This window comes from Mycolicibacterium fluoranthenivorans (assembly GCF_011758805.1).
In the GTDB taxonomy this organism is placed as follows: Bacteria; Actinomycetota; Actinomycetes; order Mycobacteriales; family Mycobacteriaceae; genus Mycobacterium; species Mycobacterium fluoranthenivorans.
In genome coordinates this window covers 394,911-414,616 of sequence record NZ_JAANOW010000004.1, presented here as the reverse complement: position 1 = coordinate 414,616, position 19,706 = coordinate 394,911, and the positions used below count along the sequence as shown (strand labels likewise).

Annotated in this window: 9 protein-coding genes, 1 tRNA gene and 1 pseudogene; 7 read left to right on the top strand and 4 right to left on the bottom strand. The window is 61.4% G+C overall.

Going from position 1 to position 19,706, the window contains the following annotated elements; translation table 11 throughout:
* Positions 1-19: 19 nt before the first annotated feature.
* Positions 20-739 (bottom strand): hypothetical protein, encoded by a 720-nt coding sequence (locus tag FHU31_RS28480; protein WP_208411572.1) that lies wholly within the window; start codon positions 737-739, stop codon positions 20-22.
* A gap of 20 nt (positions 740-759) precedes the next feature.
* Positions 760-1,668, bottom strand: coding sequence for a hypothetical protein (locus tag FHU31_RS31295; RefSeq protein WP_308206708.1), 909 nt, complete (start codon positions 1,666-1,668; stop codon positions 760-762).
* A 297-nt stretch (positions 1,669-1,965) separates the two neighbouring features.
* Between FHU31_RS31295 and FHU31_RS28470 the strand changes: the two genes are divergently transcribed.
* Positions 1,966-5,952, top strand: a complete 3,987-nt coding sequence (locus FHU31_RS28470; RefSeq protein ID WP_208411500.1) for a helix-turn-helix domain-containing protein — start codon at positions 1,966-1,968, stop codon at positions 5,950-5,952.
* 172 nt (positions 5,953-6,124) lie between these two features.
* Here the strand turns inward: FHU31_RS28470 and FHU31_RS28465 are convergent, their stop codons facing one another.
* Entirely contained in the window at positions 6,125-11,113 is a 4,989-nt protein-coding gene (locus FHU31_RS28465; protein WP_167164323.1) for a hypothetical protein, read from the bottom strand.
* Positions 11,114-11,710: 597 nt separating this feature from the next.
* Positions 11,711-12,876 (bottom strand): annotated as a pseudogene (locus tag FHU31_RS28460) (IS3 family transposase).
* Positions 12,877-12,948: 72 nt separating this feature from the next.
* On the opposite strand from FHU31_RS28460, the gene FHU31_RS28455 reads away from it, so the two are divergent.
* The 6 genes from FHU31_RS28455 (at position 12,949) to FHU31_RS28430 (ending at position 19,702) form a co-directional block, all read left to right on the top strand.
* The gene (locus tag FHU31_RS28455) at positions 12,949-13,923 is read left to right on the top strand and encodes a tyrosine-type recombinase/integrase (protein ID WP_234901697.1); all 975 of its coding nucleotides are present in this window, start codon (positions 12,949-12,951) and stop codon (positions 13,921-13,923) included.
* Positions 13,924-13,943: 20 nt separating this feature from the next.
* Positions 13,944-14,017 (top strand) — tRNA-Leu (locus tag FHU31_RS28450).
* A 149-nt stretch (positions 14,018-14,166) separates the two neighbouring features.
* Positions 14,167-14,652: a carboxymuconolactone decarboxylase family protein gene (locus FHU31_RS28445; RefSeq protein ID WP_167164321.1), complete on the top strand. Its 486-nt coding sequence runs from the start codon at positions 14,167-14,169 to the stop codon at positions 14,650-14,652.
* Positions 14,653-14,777: 125 nt separating this feature from the next.
* Positions 14,778-16,772: a cellulase family glycosylhydrolase gene (locus tag FHU31_RS28440; protein ID WP_167164319.1), complete on the top strand. Its 1,995-nt coding sequence runs from the start codon at positions 14,778-14,780 to the stop codon at positions 16,770-16,772.
* A 366-nt stretch (positions 16,773-17,138) separates the two neighbouring features.
* Complete coding sequence (locus FHU31_RS28435; protein WP_167164317.1) at positions 17,139-18,140, top strand: GGDEF domain-containing protein; 1,002 nt, start codon at positions 17,139-17,141, stop codon at positions 18,138-18,140.
* Between the two features lie 104 nt (positions 18,141-18,244).
* Positions 18,245-19,702 carry an amino acid ABC transporter substrate-binding protein/permease gene (locus FHU31_RS28430; protein ID WP_167164315.1) on the top strand — a complete coding sequence of 486 codons (1,458 nt, stop codon included), beginning with the start codon at positions 18,245-18,247 and terminating at the stop codon, positions 19,700-19,702.
* Positions 19,703-19,706 lie beyond the last annotated feature (4 nt).

The window sequence follows — 19,706 nt, the reverse complement described above, 5'->3', positions numbered from 1 at the left end:
GTACTTCGCAGTGCGATTGTCATCGCGACACAACCGCGACATGGCGCCGCAGCAGCGCCCGCACCCGGGCTGGCACCTTTGTGGGTGGGCTGGAGATCATCTGCGCTGCCACGCGGGCAGCATCGCCTCGCTCACCGCTCTCCGTGATCTTGGGGTCGTCCATGCGCCACGGTGATGCGTGGTACTCGGGTTGTGACGCCACGATCTCTAGGAGCGTCTCGATGTCCTGGAGGTCGCGTTCCGTGTCGCGGACGGTACGAACCAGCATCTTCAGGACGAAGGCGGCTTCGACGTCGGGAACCGGGGCTTTGAACTCAATCGTGTCGCCGTCGGTGAGCCGCGCGGTGACCGCCACCTCGATCGGCGGCAGTGCCAGCGCGATGCGCAGCCCTGGCGCCCCGTCGAATGCCCGCTCACCGATGATCTGCTTACCCGGCTTGGCCGCAGCGGGGACTAGGAGATCGACTGCCTGCTCACCACGCTCGTAGCGGTTGCCGCACTGATCTTCGTAGCCGAGCGCGGTGAGTCGATCGTGAAGTCCGCCCGTGGTGGCCACGTCGACACTGATGCCGGTGTCGGCGTCGGAGGTCACCCGCGGTATCCCCGGCACGTTGTACACGTGCCGTAGGAGCCGCACCATGTGGCCACCGATCACAAGGTATTCAATGCCGTCGGCGGCGGTGGCCACGTCGCGCAACGCACGCATCCCGTTGTCGTCGGCCACCGCGGTGCAGGCCATCACGACTGATACCGCTGGGGTCACCGGCTCACGATCCAGTCGCTGAGTCGTTGCGGCGCACCGTCGCCGAGATCTGCGCTGGCGTTGAGGTCCTGCAACGCAATCACTGGGTCAACGGTAGCGATGTCGGACTGCTGTTGTACTTCGTTAACCCGCCGCCACCATGTCGCGGTCGTCCACACAGTCGGGTCGGCGGGAACTCGCAGAGTCAAGGTTGCTTCCTCGGCTGTGGCTTCCACCAGTTTAAGGACCGACAGATCGACCAGCTCTTCGGCGTAAACCAGGCCCCGGGTCGGTACCCGCCACGGCTGCAAAACGTCGGCGGCGACCTCGCCGCCGGCGAGGATCTGTACGGACAACTCTGCGCCGAGTCGGATCGAGCTGCGGACCTGCTCCATTACCGGATCTATTCCGTACCAGTAGGTCTCGACGAGTCCGTCGTCTGCTAGCACCAATGACAGCTTGGTGAGGAGGTCTCGGCGTGCGGCCTCGGTCATCGGCGTTTCGGGCAACGGTTCCTTCTCCGTCATCTTGGATACAGCCTGCTGGGTGACCGCGACGGCGGCGGCGACGTCAACTTGGCGTAGGCGCTCGCGGGTGAGCAAGCAGACCCGTTCGGCCGCGCGGCGACGCCGGCTGCGATGGGCGGTTGCAGGGGGTGGTGTTGCGGGAGGCTTGAGGGTCTTGCCCGACAGAACCAGTTCGCCAGTGCTACCAACGCTGAGGTCCACGTCGGTTTCGGTCAGAAGTGCTGAGCGCGCAGAGTTAGAGATGAAGTCGCAGGCGACCAAGACGCGGTGGCCAGGCTGACGGTTTGCGCGACGCAGCACAGCGGTCGCAGACGAAATGCGACCTACTCGGAGAAGGTCGGCCGTGACGGCGCGGCCCTCAAACCGATAGGTGATGCTGTGAGCATCACCGGTCACCACCGACACACCGGCTTCGACCAACTGGGCCGGAACCGATGTAGATTGCACGGTTTACTCTAGCATCTTCGTTCTGTCAAACAACCGAACGTCGGCGTCACTACTTATGGTTGTTTGACTTGCCCGTAGCTCATCCCGGGGTCCATACAGGGCGCGCTGATGCTAGATGCATCCGCAACGCGAGGGCGGTGTCGGCGGAGCGCATTCAGCTGCGCAACGGTTCCACTAGCTACGGAAGTAAACAAGGGCAAGCCTACGCTCCCCTTGTCTACAAAGTCCACATTTTGCTATCTTGATGTAGTGAGTGTGAATGAGGAACTTCTGACTGTTCGCGAGACGGCCAAGCGGTTGGGTGTGCATGAGAACACCGTTCGGAACTGGTCGCAGAATGGCGCGCTCGACGCCACCCGGCTTCCTGGCTCGCGCTTTCTCAGATTCCGACCGAGTGATGTCGAGGCTCTCATCGCGCAACGCAATAGCCGAATCCCGACACTGTTGTCCGAACGCAGGGCGGTAAGTCCGGAGCTAGTCACCGCAAATCAGCTCAAACAGTGGCCAGTCGCGAGGTCGCGCGATGCACAAGAGCGCTTTCCCGAGCTGATTAGGCGGTTACTTATCGAGACGCCCGGTTTTTCGAACATCTCTATTCGCGCAGGCGACGGTATCGCTCTTGAAGGGTTCGACGGCGTTGCTGATTCATTAGGGACGAAGTTCCTCCCAGCGGGGAAGCTGGTCTTCGAATTTGGCGTCAATGAACGGCCTGAGTCCAAAGCAACGTCCGATTACAACAATCGTGTTTCGAGTACCCCTTCGTCGGCAACCTTTGTCTTCGCTACCCCGCGGCGCTGGGCGAAAGGGGCTGCTTGGGCCAAGGAACGAAAGAACGAAGGAAACTTTGCAGACGTCCGGGTTGTGGACGCCGACGATCTGGAAAGTTGGCTTCTCACCGCCCCTTCCGCCCACTATTGGATCTCTGAGCATTTGGGGTTCCGGCCGCGCGATGCAGTATCGCTGGACAAGTGGTGGGAGCGATTTAGCGCGTCGACCAAACCGCAATTGCCCGCGGATTTTTTCCTATCGGGTCGGCGGCAACAAAGTGATCAATTAATAAAACGGCTCCAAAACGAACCTGTACATACGCTCGTTCAATCTGAGTGGGCCGATGACTGTCTTGGGTTCCTCCATGCCTCGCTAAGCCTTGCAAGCGGCGGGGAAAATATCACGACTGCAATCGTGGTGTCATCTGCAGACGCTTGGGACTCCATTCTCGAAAAACCGGGTCGGGCGCTGTTGATCCCTAGGTTTGACGGCGCCGATGTCGGTCGCGCCATTAGTCAAGGGCACCATGTTGTGAGCGTGGTTGACCGCTCGGCTTTTTCGAGAAGGAAAGCCGAGGTTTCCCTGCCGCGGCTCGGCCGCCGAGATGCCGCCGACGCACTGCGGGGAGCCGGCGTGGAGCCTAGCGAGGCTGAGCGACTCGCTGTGCTGGGGCGTAAAAGTCTGCCGGCCTTATGTCGCCGCATTTCGCTAAATCCGACGATTAGCCGCCCGGAGTGGACCAATCCGCCGGATGCGGGAATTTTGGCGGCCCTAGTGCTGGCGGGCGCATGGACTACCGGCTCGGACGACATCGCAATGCTGGAGTCGATGGCCAATCAGCCGTGGAGTGTGATCGAGCCCTTACTAGGTCGAATGTCCACATCAGTGGATCCCGTCGTACGCAAAGTTGGTACCTGCTGGTCGTTCGTCTCCCAGGAGGAGGCATTTCTGCTGTTGCAAGATTCTGTGACTACGGACTTGGTCGAACGGTCGGTCCGCGTCGCGGAGGATGTTGTGTCTGAAGCAGACCCGGTATTGGACCTCACCCCTGAGGAGCAGTCCACCGCAGGATTATTGGGCGTTAAGCGCCGCTACTCCGGCATGTTGCGGGAGGGTTTAGCGCAAGGTCTCGCTCTGCTAGGTTCCCTCGGTGGTGAGGTTGAACTAGACAACGGTGTGACGGCCGCCGTTGTAGCCGCGCGAACAGTGCGCCGACTAATTGAGCGAGCTTCTGAGGACGACTCTGGTCGGCGGTGGCATGAACTCGCCGCGGTCTTGCCCATGCTGGCCGAAGCTGCTCCCGACACGTTTCTTGACGCACTTGAGGAGGATCTCTCTCATGCTGAGTCCGCTGTGGTCAGCCTTTTCGAGGAGCACAGCGACAGCCTCCGCTTAGGGCCGACATCTATGCACCACCATCTGTTATGGGCCCTAGAATCGCTCTGTTGGTCGGCGGAGCACATAATCGATGGAGTTCGGGTGCTCGCGCGACTTTGCTGCCTTGATCCAGGCGGTAAGTCGGGAAATCGACCGCTCGAGAGCATGACTTCTATTCTCAGCGGTTGGGTGCGTCACACCTCGGCAACCCGGGAGCAAAGACTTCAGGCCCTTGATGCCGTTTACCGAATTGCAGACGAAATTGGCTGGAGCCTAACGTTCCAACTCCTGCCTCATAGTGGGCGCATCCTCATACCGCCAGCTGATCCGCGGTTCCGCGACTGGAAGCCGACAGAGCTGTCAGTCCCCGTGACTAACTTCATCCAGTTTGTTCATGATCTAGTTGACCGTGCAGTCCAGCACGCAGACTCTGATCCAGAGCGGCTTGCGCAGTTGGCTGAAGCGTTGCCTACATTGCCTCCACATGACCGGACACGAGTTGTCGAGTTGCTCGCGAGGGGAGCCGACCACGGCCTAATTGATGATCAAGCGCGGCTGTTGCTCTGGGAGAGGCTTCGTAGTCTGACCGCGTTTCACGAACAGTACGCGTCCGCCGACTGGGCGCTTCCTGCCGATGTAGTAGGGCGGTTGTGCGAAATCGCATCGGCGCTTGAGTCGGATTCCGATCCTCAGCGATTCGCGTACCTATTCGATTGGCACCCAAATATTCCAGGGGTTGACCGAAAAGACTTCAATTCGTACCAAGCCGAGCTAGGCACGCTTAGGACCAGTGCTCTCCTATCCATTCTGAAGTCCGATGCTGGCATCGGAGGTGTGGAAGCTCTCGCCCGCCGCTCCGCCGTTCCGGGACAACTTGGTTGGGTGCTTGGCGGTATCAGCGAAGTCGGCCTTCGTGACGTACTACCGTGGCTATCATCATCCGAATCGGCGCTTGAAGAGGCCGGCTCGATGTGGGTGCGTCGCCGTATTCAATTGGGCGGTGCATCGTGGTTCATCGAGGCCCTGAGTGAGCATGAACTCGAAGGTGCGGCCAGGGAAATCGTGATCCGCAATGCTCCTTCCACAGAAGATGTTTTGCAAGCACTGCGCGACAGTTCTGTGGCAGCGGATGAAACTACCTACTGGGAAAAGGCTAGCTTTGATGGGGTTCCGTCGTCTTTTCTAGGCCAAGTTGTTGGGCGTTTGCTAGACCATGGTCGAATCTGGACTGCGATTGCCGTGTTGGCAGATGCTATCGAGCGGACGGATCTGGAGACGGACTGCGACTTCGCTAGTGTGGCGCGGCCCCTCATCGTCACCGCCCTCAATGGTGCTCTAAACCAGCCTTCGGCAGAGGAGGGTCCGTCCAGTATGACGACGTACTGCATAGGCTCGCTGCTTGACTTCCTGGCCATGGACGACGACTTCGAAATGAAAGTTGCAAGCTACGAATTCACTTTCTTTCGGATACTTGAACATCATCGTGAGCCAACAACACTCAATCGCGTACTCGCGACTAGGCCCGACCAGTTCGTTGAGCTAGTTACGCACGCGTACCGCGGGCGACAGGATCGGGGACGTGAACTCAGCGACGCCGACCAGAGCATGGCGACGCAAGCTTGGTGGGTTCTGCACCAGTGGAAAGGTTTTCCGGGTCGCCGTGATGATGGTTCGTTGGATGGGGCAGTAATGGCTAGCTGGGTGAGGGCGGCCAGATTGGCACTCGCTGACGTAGATCGCTCGGACGTCGGAGACGAGATGGTTGGGCAAGCTCTCTCGCACAGCCCCGTCGGCGTCGACGGGGCATGGCCAGCAGAGCCAGTAAGAGACATACTCGAAGCGATCGGCAGCCGTGACCTCGAGAATGGCCTTCTAATCGGCCGAATGAACGCGCGGGGCGCAACTTGGCGTGGGCTATACGACGGCGGAACGCAGGAGCGAGAGCTTGCGGAAAACTACCGTGACTGGAGTGCCACAACACGTGCTAAGTGGCCTCGTACTGCGAGGATATTGCGTGATATAGCAGAGTCATACGAGCGTGATGCGCGGCGGGAGGACACTAAGGCTGAACTTGACGCTGACCGGAGCTGACACGTCTGACGACGGATAATCAGTTCGGTGGGGTCTGCTGGTACGAGGCCGGGACTTCCAATTGCAAATCATTGCCGACAACTCTCCGACGGCCCCACGCAACACGTCCGCGTAAGGGTTTAAGGAGAGACTTTTGAGAGCAGCGTTCCGAGGCGGAGATCGTGAGCTGGCACTAGTCCGCCAGATCAGCAACTCGACTATCCCCGGCAACTACTAGGAGGTCGACTATCCTCTGCCAACGAGCTACTTGATCTTCGTTAAGGAGATCGGGACGCCGCTCATGGAGCCATTCCGGCAAGGTATAGGTCTTCGCACAGTCGTTGCCACTCCTTACGACAATGCGTTCGACCCAGCGCAGGCCGGAAGTTACCTGGTCGGTGACGTCGAGTTCCCTCACCGCGACGACAAGATGATCGATACTCATGCGCGTACTTGTGATCGTCTCTAGCCACCGCTCAACTTGCGGTGACCAGGTGAGCAGGTTGCGCCAGCGGTGTGGCGCAGCGAGCATTTCGATCGTGAGGTAATGCCAGTCCGGGGAAGGCTCAGGAATCAGGTCGGCTTCCGCATAAGCCCCCCAGGTGGGCTCGCTAAACAGACTTGGGTTGTTGTCCGCATAATCGAGAACACGGTCCATGATTCTGGACCAAAGGCGATGTGCTGCCGCGCCGGCTTCTACTCGCTCCTCACCCGCTGCCGCGATTGCTTTCAAGCCCTCGGCCAACAACCGTGGATTTTGGAGATACCGGTCGACGTATGACAGCAGCACGTCGTCGCGTCCGTCTGAAGCCTGCCATAATGCTGCTCGGGCGGCGACGAGAGAGTCGCTGTGGCTGTGGTGGTAGCCATGCTCGAAAGCGAGCATGGCTCGCTGATGTCCCGCGAGAAGCGACTGAAGCATTCGACGAGCCTTCTCCGCACAGCATGCGGTGCTGGCTGCGGCGGAACCCGTTCCTCGGATAGGCGCAGTCAGCCGTGGGGCCGAAATCTCTTCACCCTTCATAGAATCCAGAGAAGCCGCGTCAGGCGGGTTTAGTCTCGCGATGGATCGGCGTTGGCCTTCAGAGTCCCAAGGGCCGAATACTGAATCAAGAAAGGAGTCGGTCACAAGGTCGATCGCGATGAGATGATGGCAACGTCCGTGCAAATGCTCGAGATTGCATGGAGCGGCCCATACGGCGTCGAGGGCTCGGGCAAAGGCGAGACGGGCCTCGTTCTCGGAACGTGAAGCAATGGCGCCGCTCAGCGAGATGAGGTCATTCACATCGTTAGGCCCGTTCATGCCAAGAGTGCGTCGAAGCTCAGCCGCCTCAGGCAGCAAGAGAAGCGGGAGGGCATGCCCAGCGGATCGATCAGCGCCTTGGCTGAATAAGTAGTCATAAGTGGGAGGGTGTTCTGCGACATCCGCCGCCACTCTGAGGAGAACGGCGGCGCTCCAGGCAAGATCATCCTGAGAAACGCTGACCTGTCCAGTCAGGTGCAATTCGAGAGCGGATGCTGCAACAGCCGCTGGTCCGTCCGAGGAACTGCTGCCGAGCCAGGATTCCGGTGGGTTCTCAAGAAGGTCTCTGGCCGTGACGAGATCAGCGGAGAGAGCCTCGGAGGTGAGGTTCGGGGCTCGACCGCCCCTGTCTCTTACATGTGCGTGACGAACGGTCAACGCCGTAGCGTCGCTACTACGCCGGAGATCAGCGTTGGTGTCTCCCAACACATTTTCGACTTCAGGGTCGATGGCGTGCTGGATAAATATTTGATCACCCTGCCGCTGCAGCTCGTATGCGTCACGATCAAGAGCGGCGGCCCATGTTCGGACGGCGGCAAGATGTTCGCGGGCGCCTGGCGAGGAGGTGTCATCGACCTGTGCTTGGGCCTTAGCTTGGAGCTGTTGTCCGAGCAGCTTCAGCTGACCGACGCGGTCGTCCTCTGCCTGGAGCGCCAGCATCATGCCTACTTCGCGGAGATTCCAGCGTCGGCGCTCAGGGTTTTTGATATCGGGCAGAACCGCTGCGAGGCCGCTGTGCTCATGGGCTGCTCGCGCGAACTCGTGCTCCCACACTTCTGGCTCGACCAGAAACGGGTCGATTGCAGTCCCGGTTGATTCGAGGTGGCGAACTAGGACGGCGAGTGCCACGGCTGGCATTGCGAGATTGTGAGCGTCTTCGAGCAGGATGGCGGTCAGGGTTTCCGGCGGAATACCTGCCGAAATGTATTGCTCTGTAACGAATTCTAGGGCTTGAAGTGCACTAATGCACGGGTAGGGGCCGACCCCTGTGCCGCGATACCACCGCCAGACGTGGTTGTCCCCAACATAGTCGCGAGGCTCTTCTGCGATCGAGAGTGTGGCGTGCGGGGGGTCTGCGTCCTCGGCACCGGGACATCCGTAGTAGACGTTGGAACTGCGACGGACGCGACATTGAGCTGCGTGATCCAACATTCGGTTGAGGAATTTGACCCCGCGGCGATAGTCACTCTGAAATATTGCCAAGAACGGTCCACACGTGAATGAAAAAAGCGGGCCGCCCAAAAAACGGTGGTCGCGGATTCCGTCGTCGAACATATCTCCGGACCATCCGATGCCTACTTCGTCTTCCTCCTCGTCTTCCTCGATGTAGTAGGCGGCTGCAAGATCAATGAGCAATTGCGGATCGTAGGCTGCGAGGCTATTTCCGGCGAAGACCGCTTCGACCGCATGGTCTAGAGATGCCGGATCGTCCTCTGCGAGTTGCCGCAACGCAGCCTCACCGTCGGCGCCCAGGTCGGCACCGAGAAGCGCGAGGTGCTCAATCTGCGCGTCGCTGATCCAAAGGTATGCGCGATGTCTCGTCGTATGCAGTCTCCGCTTGCGCCGGCGTCCGAGTGGTACTTTCGGCGGCACAGCATTCTCGCGTTCTTCGTCGGCTCCAACTTGTTCAGGGCTTCGTGCCGCTAACCCTGATTGCCGCGCAGCTTCCTTGGCATCCGCAAGGCGCTCCTTCTCCGCGCATCGCTGAAGGATTGCCTCACGCAGGGCTACGCGTGTCGCGTGTCCCTCAGGAGCATTACTCAGGACGAGCGCCCCAAGCCAGTCGCTGACAAGCGCATCGACCTGACTAGTGAGACCGCGCGGCACTTCTTCTGCGAGCAATCGAGCGATAACTGGCTCGGCGATGATTGGGTCAAGTACGACGCCCGCTTTGTGGCGTCCCTTCAGAACGCGAACGAGCCTAGCGAGCCCGACCGCATCGTGGTCCACGAGACCTGACCACGCGTCCTTCAGCAGGTTGTCCACGTCTCGGACAGCGAGCAGTGCCTCGCTCGGAACATCGCGCCAGCGCTCACCATTGCCGGCCGCGGCGATGGCGTCGAAGCCTTTCTGGAGCAGAGCAAACCGCCCCGGGACCGGGTGTGACGGTTCGTCTGGCGCCGACAACAGGATTTCACTCGCGAGGCGGGCCGATGGCAGCGTCCAGCGAGGGGCCCCGACGACTTCTAGCGCTTTGGCTGGATCCCGTTCGCTAAGAAGGTAACGCGCGACGGAGTAGGCGCGAAGGAGGTCGTGCTTGAACTGAGGTACGCGGTCCCATGGCATCCGACTAGCAGGTAGCAGCACGCCACTTTTCCTAAGATCGTCCACTGCAGCATCGTCGAGGCGGCTGAGGAGGGCGTCAGTGTCGCGTTTATGGACTGCATCAGCTGCGAGTTGCAGCATGACTCGTTCCCGTGCGTCCGGCGCTCCAGCGTCCTGCCGTCCCCCGTTTCTCACAAGGCGCTCCCAGATGTGGCCGAGCGCTTCAGAGTCGGTGAGGGGTAGCCCGGGGTCTCCCGCGCGACTAAGAAGTTCGACGACGATGGGCCGACGGAGCAACTCGCGGGCCCGCGGGTTATCGATCAGCCGTTGTAACGCAGGGAGGTGGACTCCTGCCGTTGCTATGTCCTCGTCGTCGAGCCCCGGCACGACGTACTCGCGTGGAACGTTGGCGCCGGATTTCATCAGCTCGGTAACCGCGCCAGAGCCTTCCGTCGCGGAAATAGCCACTACCCGCAGACCAGCCGATCGCGCGTAACGAAGCACATGGGAGAACATCTGGCCGTGGCGTTCCGCTGCGGCCTCCGCACCATCGATTACGAGCAGGCAGTCTGGGGCCGTGAGCTCAGAGAACAGCTCTTCGACGGGGCTTATCAGCATGTCCAGCAGCTCGAGCGGAGTGTCTGGCAAGTGCCGAAGGTTGATTGCAAGCGCTTGACGATTATCCCCGAGCACTGCGGGTTCGATCGCGTCCATCACGATTGCGCTCTTGCCGACGCCTGAGTCGCCTTTGACAAGGATGTCACCGGGCAACGCCAGCGCATTGCTGAGCCCGTCGCGTACGGACTTACGCGGAAGCGTGAGTGCCGCAGCCGAACCCAGTCCTGCCAGCGTGCGTCCAACTACCGATCGGGCTTCTTCATTTAATCGAAGGAGTCGTGTCCACCCTGCCGGCGGCAAATGTGCATCTGAAATGATCTCGCCGTGAAGCCGCTTGCGCAGCGTCGCTACGTCGACCGCCCCCGATACGCGTGCCCACTCGGCAGATAGCTGGTCCAAGCGGTCGCGAAGTGCGACCGCTCCCTCTTGTGAATGGCCAGGTGTCACGGGCTTGAGGTCATCGATAAGAGCTGTCCAATGGCCCTCGTGGCCCATTTCTAGATCAGTTTCGATGATCCAGAGTCTGGTCAGAAGACTCCAGCACCGATGCTCCGCAGACCCGGCATCGGAATCGCCGATCTTTGACAGCGCTGCGGCGACCATGTCTCGAAGCTGCATAAGCCGAGGGCGAGACGCGAACTTGCCAGGCGTGGTTACTAGGTCGAAGAATCGCTCCGCGGTGGACTGACCGCGAGCGAGGCCGGATAGTTCGGCGATCTCTCGCGCGTGAGTTGGGTGGCCGGAGACAGCAACGGCCAATCGGCGCTGAGTCAGCGAGCCTGAGTCTCGTTCAATTGCGAGTTCTTCCCGAACAAGAGCAAGGACTAGCGCGCTCGTCTTTTCGTCGCTTCTGACGAATTTCGGTGAACGGCGCACCGCCACGTCCAATCGAACTGTGGTTACACCGTCGGCGGCTGCTGCCGTAAGAACCAGGTCGTCGATGCCCGTGATCGGTGACTGCTGAAAAGCAACGCGACCTGGTGCACGCTCGGCCAACTCGGAGACGGTACCGCCTGTGAGCAAGCGCACGAGATAGAGAGCACCCAACCGGTGTTCGAGGCGCGTACCGCCTCCGCCCGTCGAATAAGGGCTGGCAGAGCCTTGTTCGTTCGTCGACTCGCCTTGCATTGCTCGCCCTCCGAGGCGCGTTCATCTTCTTGGAGCCCACGGTTATTCGTCCCACGCTTCAAGCCATCCTAGCGAATGTCCGTCACGATCCATTGGTAGCGGACATCGGAAATGAGGACTGCCCATGTTGGATAGGTCTTTGAGGGTGACCCCTGTTACATCCAGTTCGGTCGATCCAGCTACGAACCCCACGCGAACATCTTTTCAGAGCGGGCAGACAAGTAGTCCGAGTATGACGCGCGCGTTCTGGTCCTGCCTGCGTACTCGAGTCCCACCGCCTTCTCGCGGTTCGGCCTAAACGGCTACGGATGCGCAATCACGCAGAATCCCGGCGCAAGAAGACCCCAGCGCTGAGATGGGCCGATCGTCTGGTCCTCTTGAGGTACTACATATCCCGTGAGCGGCCAGCCATCCTTGGGTGCAGTGATGCGGAAGGGTCTGCTGCACGAATAGGTGACAGTTTACTCACGCGGCCTGGCTGGCCGGTGTGGTCATGATTGCTTCGTATTCGATCGGGGTCAACCGGCCGAGGGCGAGCTGGCGTCGGCGGCGGTGGTAGGTGCGTTCGATCCAGGTGACGATGGCGATGTGGAGCTGTTCGCGGGTGTCGTAGCGGCGGCGGTTCGGGACGTTCTTTTGTAGGAGGCTGAAGAAGCTCTCCATGGCGGCGTTGTCGCCGGCTGCCCCGACGCGTCCCATGGATCCAGCCATGTCGTGGCGGCCCAGCGCGTGGACGAAGCGTCGGCTTCGAAATTGACTGCCCCTGTCGGTGTGGACGATGCAGCCGGCGACATCACCGCGGCGGGCGACCGCGCTGGCCAAGGCTTGGGTGGCCAGTCGTGATTTCATCCGCGAGTCGATGGAGTAGCCGACGATCCGGTTGGAGAATGCGTCCTTGATCGCGCAGAGATAGAGCTTGCCCTCGCTCGTGCGGTGCTCCGTAATATCTGCCAGCCACAGCCGATTTGGCGCATCAGCGGTGAAACGGCGGCCGACCAGATCATCGTGGACCGGCGGGCCGACCTTGCCGTTCTTGCCGCGCCTGCGTTTACCAAACGCACTCCACCAGCCGTTGTCGGCGCAGATCCGCCAGGCCGTGCGCTCGGCCATTGGATGCCCGACGTCGCGGGCCTCTTCGACAAGGAAGCGGTAGCCGAACTCCGGGTCGTCGGCGTGGGCGTCGAACAACGCGTTGGCCCGATGTGCGGCAACATATTCGGCCTCGGTTACTGGTTCGGCCAGCCAGCGGTAGTAGGGCTGGCGGGCGAGCTTGAGGACCCGGCACGTCACCGCAACGGGAATCCCGTTGGCGGCGAGCTCTTTCACGAGCGGGTAAAGCCTCTTCCCGGCAGATTGGACCGCGACAAATATGCCGCGGCTCGGCGCAGCACTTCGTTTTCCTACTCAAGCAGCTTGATCCGCCGGCGGGCCTCCCGTAACTCTAAAGACTCGCTCGTCGTCGTGCCCGGCTTGGCGCCCTCATCGACGTCAGCCTGGCGCATCCAGTTCGACAGTGTGACCGGATAAACCCCGAAATCGGCGGCGATCTGCTCGAGTGTCACCCCGTTCTCACGATTGCGGGCGACCCGCACGACATCGTCGCGGAACTCCTGGGGATACGGGCGTGCCATAGTGACATCCTCTCAGCCCGCCCAGCCTGGGCAAGCGAGCTCGGTGTCACCTGATCGTGCAGCAGACCCAGTATGTCGATCCGCGGAAAAGCGCGGAGACGCTCGGGCCGGTGGCCGTTCGCCACCAAACAGCACCGTAAGCCGAAGACCGTTGCCGGATATCGCTCGTTGCTCGACACTGTGGTGCTGCCGAAGTGGGAGAGTATTCAGATGAAAAGGCTTGACTACGAGTCCTATTCGACGTGGCTGGGGTCGCTGTCGGTCGATGGTGGGCAACGTGGAGCTGGGTTATCGGCAAGTCGAATCACCCAAGTGCATCAGCTGGTAGGTGCTGTCCTCAAGTACGCCCAACGGACTGGCAAGGTGGCGAAGAACGTCGCGTTCGAGATCAAGCGGGACGAGGATCTTCCCGAGCAAGCTGAGCGTGAGCGGCGCTACCTGAGTCACGCCGAACTGCTGATGCTGGCCAAGGCTGCTGATCGGTTCGAGACGCTGACGCTGGTCCTGGGGTACTGCGGGCTGAGATTCGGCAGAGCCGTTGCGTTGAGACGTCGGCATGTGGGGTATCGGGTGCTGACAGTGCGCTCGTCCGCAACCGCGGTCACCGGCAAGGGCATCGTGGAGTCGACGACCAAGACGAAGCGGGATCGCCACGTGCCAGTGCCCGAACCTGTCTGGAAGAAACTCAAGGCTGAGCTGCCCGCCGACCCGAACGCGCTGGTCTTCCCCAGCCGCAAGGGCGGGTTCCTTCCACTCGGCGAATACCGCTGGGCACTCGACAACGCGTGTGAAGACGTCGGCATCGAAGGGCTGGTACCTCACGGCCTGAGACACACCACGGCGTCACTGGCGATCAGTGCAGGCGCTAACGTCAAGGTCGTGCAGAGACTCCTGGGGCATGCAACGGCGGCCATGACGCTCGACCGTTGTGGGCACCTTCTCAACGACGATCTGACCGGTGTGGCCGACGCTTTGGGCAAGGCCATCGACAGCACTGCGGTATCACTGCGGTACTCAGGACGTCAGAGCGGGGCTCAGACGGCCTGAACTATCCTCTGAGCTGCAACGCCCCCATAGCCCAATTGGCAGAGGCAGCGGACTTAAAATCCGCCAAGTGTCGGTTCGAGTCCGACTGGGGGCACCGCGAAGGCCTGGCCAGAACCTCTGCGCCAAATGGTCCTCGAGCGCAGGATCCGGCGCGGACAAGCCCTGACTCCACCCAAAGTGGCCCACGGTATCGATGTGCAAATGGCCCAGAAAGATGGGCCACCCGCTCGTAGCGTCGAAGGCATGACGACACATGACGCACGACTTCCCGAACATCCGAGCCGGCTGGACTGGGCGGAACTGGCCCCTGACGTCTACAAGGCGATGATCCGGCTGGACACCGCCGCGAATCGAACGCTGGACCCAACCCTGCTCAACCTGATCAAGATCCGCTCATCCCAGCTCAACCACTGCGCCTTCTGCTTGGACATGCACAGCAAGGAGGCCCTGGCGGCGGGCGAGTCCGCAGAGCGGATCATCCAACTCGACGCGTGGGATGAGTCGCGGCACTTCTACACGGCCAGGGAGGTCGCCGCCATCGAGTTGACCGAGGCGATCACCGTCATCACGAACGGGTTCGTCGACGATGACGTGTTTGCAAGGGCATCAGCGCAATTCGACCAAACCGAGATGGCCTACCTGATCGCCGCCATCACCACCATCAACGCCTGGAACCGCTTCGGGGTATCCGCACGCATGGCGCCCGGCCACTACCCGCCGGCCGCCTGACAGGACCTCTCGCAGCTTGACGAACTCGGTTTGTCATCCTCCAGACACCTCTCACAGAAAACGCTAATGTTCTTCACGGCCGCGTCAGAACCGGTGCGACCTCCACCTCGCGGAGGGGAGCGATCATGCGGGCAGGCATAGCCGGAATGTTCTGGCATCGGATGGTTCTCGGGGTTGTCGCGGTGATGGGACTGGTCGTCCTGGGCGGCACACCCGACCGGCAGATCGCTGCCGCACATCAGGTCGCTCTCATGGGTGCGATCGACGACTCGCCCACCACCGTCGGGCTGGCCGACTCGAACCTGGCTCGGTTGGGCGATGAGGCCGCCATCGCAAAGCAGCTGGACATGATGCAGTCGATCGGCATCAAGAACGTGCGTATCGGGGTGTCCTGGGCAACCCTTCAACCCCGGCAAGGCGGCGGCTACAACTGGGGGCTCACCAACTACGACTACATCGTCGATCAAGCTCTGAAACGCGGTATGGGTGTGCTCGGCGTGCTGCACGAGACGCCCACCTGGGCGGGCGACCGACTCGGGTCCGGTATGCCCACCGATGTGACGACCTTCGGCAACTTCACGGCAGAGGTGGCTGCCCATTTCGAGGGCCGGGTCGCGGACTACGAGGTGTGGAACGAACCGAACGCGAAGTTCTTCTTGGACCCGGTGAGTCCGGCGAATTACACCTCATTGTTGAAGGAGGCGTACACCCGGATCAAAGGAGTCGATCAGGACATCACCGTGATCGGTGGGGTGCTGGGTTTCGGGTTCACCCTGACTTCCCCCGATGGCACTACCCGGACCATGAATCCGGTCGATTTCCTCGACGGGATGTATGCGGCCGGCGCCCACGGTTACTTCGACGCGCTCAGCTTTCATCCCTACAAGCCCGACATCAGGTTCTCCGACCAGGAGGGCAATGCCCTCACCCCGCTAGCTCAGCTCGAGCAGATGCGGCAGCTGATGGAACAGTACGGCGACGGAGCTCTGAAGGTCTGGGCGACTGAGTACGGCTTACCCACTGTCCCAGGCGAGATTTCGCAGGAACAGCAAGCCGATTTCATCAAGGATTTCCTCAACAACTGGGGCAAGGTGGACGGCACCGGGCCGATCTTCATCTATACAGCCCGCGACCTGGACACCGGGTCGAGTAACGAGCAAGACAACTACGGCATCTGGGAAACGGACTGGACGCCGAAGCTCGCCGTCGAGGTCATCAAGGACTTCATCGCGTCCCAGAACGGCAATCCGATCGTCGACTTCATCCGGAACGCCATCGTGAACCTGGCCAAGATCACCGGCGTGGTGATCAAGGGCATCGCCAACGCGACGGTCCGTGTCGTGAACGCTCTGGTGGACGCCACGGTGTGGGTCGTCAAGGCGATTGCCAAGGTCACGGGGGCCGTGGTCAACGGCATCGTCGATGTCACGAAGCGCATCGCCACGGCTATCTGCAACACGGTGCACGCCGTGGTGGACCGCATCCAGGACGTCTTCAACCGCAACGACACACTGCAGGCCCCCACGTCACTGGCTGGAGCCAGGTCGTTGAATACTGCAGCCGCCCGACTCGCGACCACCGCCGCCGAGGTGGGCACCGCCACGGTCCCGAAGGATCAGCAATCCGGAACCACCGCAGCGGATCTGGACAAAGTCAGCGAAGTCGCGGTCACCGGGGAGGCTGCCAAGAGTGCCACCGGGATCACCGCGGACACCACGAAAGATTTTGACACCAAGGAAATCCCCGACGCCACCACCGAGGTGAAGGCGACCACGGCAACGGAGACCTCCACAAAAGAGCCCGCTACCAAGGACACCGAAACCGTGGAGCCCCCGACTGAGCAGACCACAGCGACGACCGCACCCGTCGCTGAGAAGGCTGCCGCCGCGTCGACGACCAAGACCGAGGCGACCAAGACCGAGGCCACCAAGAAGGACGAGGGCGAGACCGCGTCGGCAACCGGCACCACGAAGACCGGCACCGTGAAGGCCACCCCGTCGACCAAGCAGGACGCCACCACCAGCGCGTCTACGGCGGGTGCCGCCGGCGCCTCGGGTCAGCAATCATCGCCGAACGCCGGGGCCAATGCCGGCTCGGCAAGTTCGAGCTCCGGCGAATAGCAGGACTTCGGGTAATTCTCCCGATTGGCAGTGGGTCGCCGATGGTCCGTGGCCGCTCCAAAAGTACTTGTATTCGCAAATAAAAGCGGGATCGAAATTGGTTGTTTCGCGACGCATTCGGCTCAACTGGACTATTCATGTATGGACAGCAGGTGTGTAAAGGCTGCTGTTCAGCCCATTTTGTGGCGGTGATGGGCGGACGGACGCCGGGGGCGGCAAAGGCGTGCAGGTCAAATATCGGTTGCAGTAAATTAAGTGGAAAGCGTGTGCATTATCCGCGGGGGAAGACGACTGGCCCGGCTGTCGGATTGGCTCGACCAACCCGATCAGTTCGAGGCTGTCACTGCTTTCCTGTGCCATCGGGGGTTGATCCGCTCGACGCGCGTGCTGCTGGCCGTGGTCGCAGCATCGTCGATGCTGGCACCCCTGGCGTTGATCGTGCCCGGCGCAAGGCAGGTCACCCTCGGCTCTGCTGTGGTGATCGGCGTGCTCGCAGCGAGCCTGTCATGCGTGATGACCTGGTTCTGGCTCACCCGATGGCCCACCCGGCGCCAATCGCTGATCGCGGCTTCGGTGGCCACCGCATGCATCGTGGGCTGGAGCCTGGCGCAGCCGAGTGCCGCGCTGGCCGCGCTGACCTGCGCCGCGGTGCCCATCACCAGTGGATACATCGCGTTCTTTCACAGCGCCCGTGCCCTAGCGCTCAACATCGCCGCCGGGCAGGTCGCGTCCGCCGTCGCGGCATACCGACTTGCCACCGACGTCGACATCAACACCGCCATCGCCGCGCTCTGGCTGCTGTGGCTGATCAACATGGTGGCGCCGTTCACCGTCCGTGGCCTGTCGGAGGCCATGAGCAAATACGCGACCCGGGCCGATGAGGATCCGCTGACGGGCCTGCTGAACCGGCGGGGATTCGTGGACGTGGTGGAACGCCTACTGATCGGCGGTTTGGCGGGCGGGCAGAACTATCTCGTCATGCTCATGGTCGACCTCGACGACTTCAAACGGATCAACGACACCTACGGCCATGCCGCCGGGGATCGTGTGCTGCTCCGGGTCGCCGACATCCTGCGCAAGCATGCACCGGATGACGCGGCCATCTGCCGCGCCGGGGGAGAGGAGTTCCTTGTCGCGGCGACCTCCCGAACCGGCGACGCGTCATTCACCACCGCGTTGTGCCGGGCTATTGCGGCGCTCGCGGGAAATGTCACTGCCAGCATCGGCGTCACGGTCGTCCACGGAGACGACGTGCATACCGCGCCGCGACCGGCCGACCTGGTGCTCGAACTCATCAGCGCGGCGGACTCGGCGATGTATGCGGCCAAACGCAGCGGCGGAAACCGTGTCGTCATCGGGGCGCGCTGACGGCGATTCGCCTCCTGTTCGCTGACAAGAAGTGTGACCGACAGCTAGCGTTAGTCCCCGCGCTTTCGATGAGGGGAGGCGCAGTGACGAGGGGGAGGCGCAGTATGAAGCGTTCGTCATCGAGACGACGAGGTGTCCTGCACCGGACGGCGTTACTGGTGACCGCGCTGCTGGTCGGGTCGTTGAGCCCGCTGCTGACGGCAGGTACCGCCTCGGCGGACGGCGAGAAGTACGTCATTGCCACGGACACGACGTTCGCGCCGTTCGAATTCCAGGACAAGCAGGGCAATTTCGTCGGTATCGACATGGATCTGATTCGTGCGATCGCCGCGGATCAGCACTTCACGGTGGACATCAAGCCGCTCGGTTTCGACGCGGCGCTGCAGGCCGTGCAGGCGAATCAGGTCGACGGCGTCATCGCGGGCATGTCCATCACCGACAAGCGCAAGCAGGTGTTCGACTTCTCCGAACCCTACTTCGAGTCCGGCATCCAGATGGCGGTGCTCAAGACCAACGAGGACATCAAGTCCTACGACGATCTGCGCGGCAAGCGGGTGGCGGTCAAGAACGGCACCCAGGGCGCCACCTTCGCCAACTCCATCAAGGACAAGTACGGCTTCCAGGTGGTCTCGTTCGCCGACTCCTCGTCGATGTTCGACGAGGTGAAGACCGGGAACTCGGTCGCGGTGTTCGAGGACTACCCGGTGCTGCTGTACGGCATCGCGCAGGGCAACGGCTTCAAGACGGTCACCCCCAAGGAGGATCCGACCGGCTACGGGTTCGCGGTGAACAAGGGCCGCAACGCCGAACTGCTGCAGAAGTTCAACGCCGGCTTGAACAATCTCAAGAAGTCCGGCGAGTACGACAAGATCGTCAACACCTATCTCGGTGAGGGTGCGTCCAACGACGACAACTCGTTCCTGGGCCTGATCAAGAGCACCTACCCGATCCTGCTGCAGGGCTTGAAGATGACCGTCATCCTGACGGTCGTGTCGATCGCCATCGCCCTGGTGCTCGGCATCATCTTCGGCCTGCTGCGGGTTTCCCGCGCGATCTGGCTGAGGGCGATCGGGACGACATTCGTCGACATCTTTCGCGGCACACCACTTCTGGTTCAGGCGTTCTTCATCTACTTCGGCATTCCGTCGGCGCTCGGCTTCCAGATGAGCGCCCTGACCGCGGGCATCATCACGCTGTCGCTGAACGCCGGCGCCTATATGACCGAGATCGTGCGCGGCGGCATCCAGTCGGTGGACAAGGGGCAGATGGAGGCGGCCCGCAGCCTGGGCATCGGTTATCTGCCCACGATGCGAAAAGTCATTCTGCCGCAGGCGATCAGGACGATGATCCCGTCCTACATCAACCAGTTCGTCATCACCTTGAAGGACACCTCGATCCTGTCGGTGATCGGCATCGCCGAGCTGACCCAAACCGGCCGGATCATCATCGCCGGCAACTACCAGTCGTTCAAGATGTGGCTGATCATCGGCATCATCTACTTCGTGGTGATCATGGCGCTCACCAAACTCTCGGACCGACTTGAACACCGGCTAGTCAAATAGGGGC

Coding starts and splice junctions, on each gene's coding strand:
- FHU31_RS28480 (WP_208411572.1), bottom strand. CDS start 739: ATGGCCTGCACCGCGGTGGCCGACGACAACGGGATGCGTGCGTTGCGC.
- FHU31_RS28440 (WP_167164319.1), top strand. CDS start 14,778: ATGCGGGCAGGCATAGCCGGAATGTTCTGGCATCGGATGGTTCTCGGG.
- FHU31_RS28430 (WP_167164315.1), top strand. CDS start 18,245: ATGAAGCGTTCGTCATCGAGACGACGAGGTGTCCTGCACCGGACGGCG.
- FHU31_RS28445 (WP_167164321.1), top strand. CDS start 14,167: ATGACGACACATGACGCACGACTTCCCGAACATCCGAGCCGGCTGGAC.
- FHU31_RS28455 (WP_234901697.1), top strand. CDS start 12,949: ATGTCGATCCGCGGAAAAGCGCGGAGACGCTCGGGCCGGTGGCCGTTC.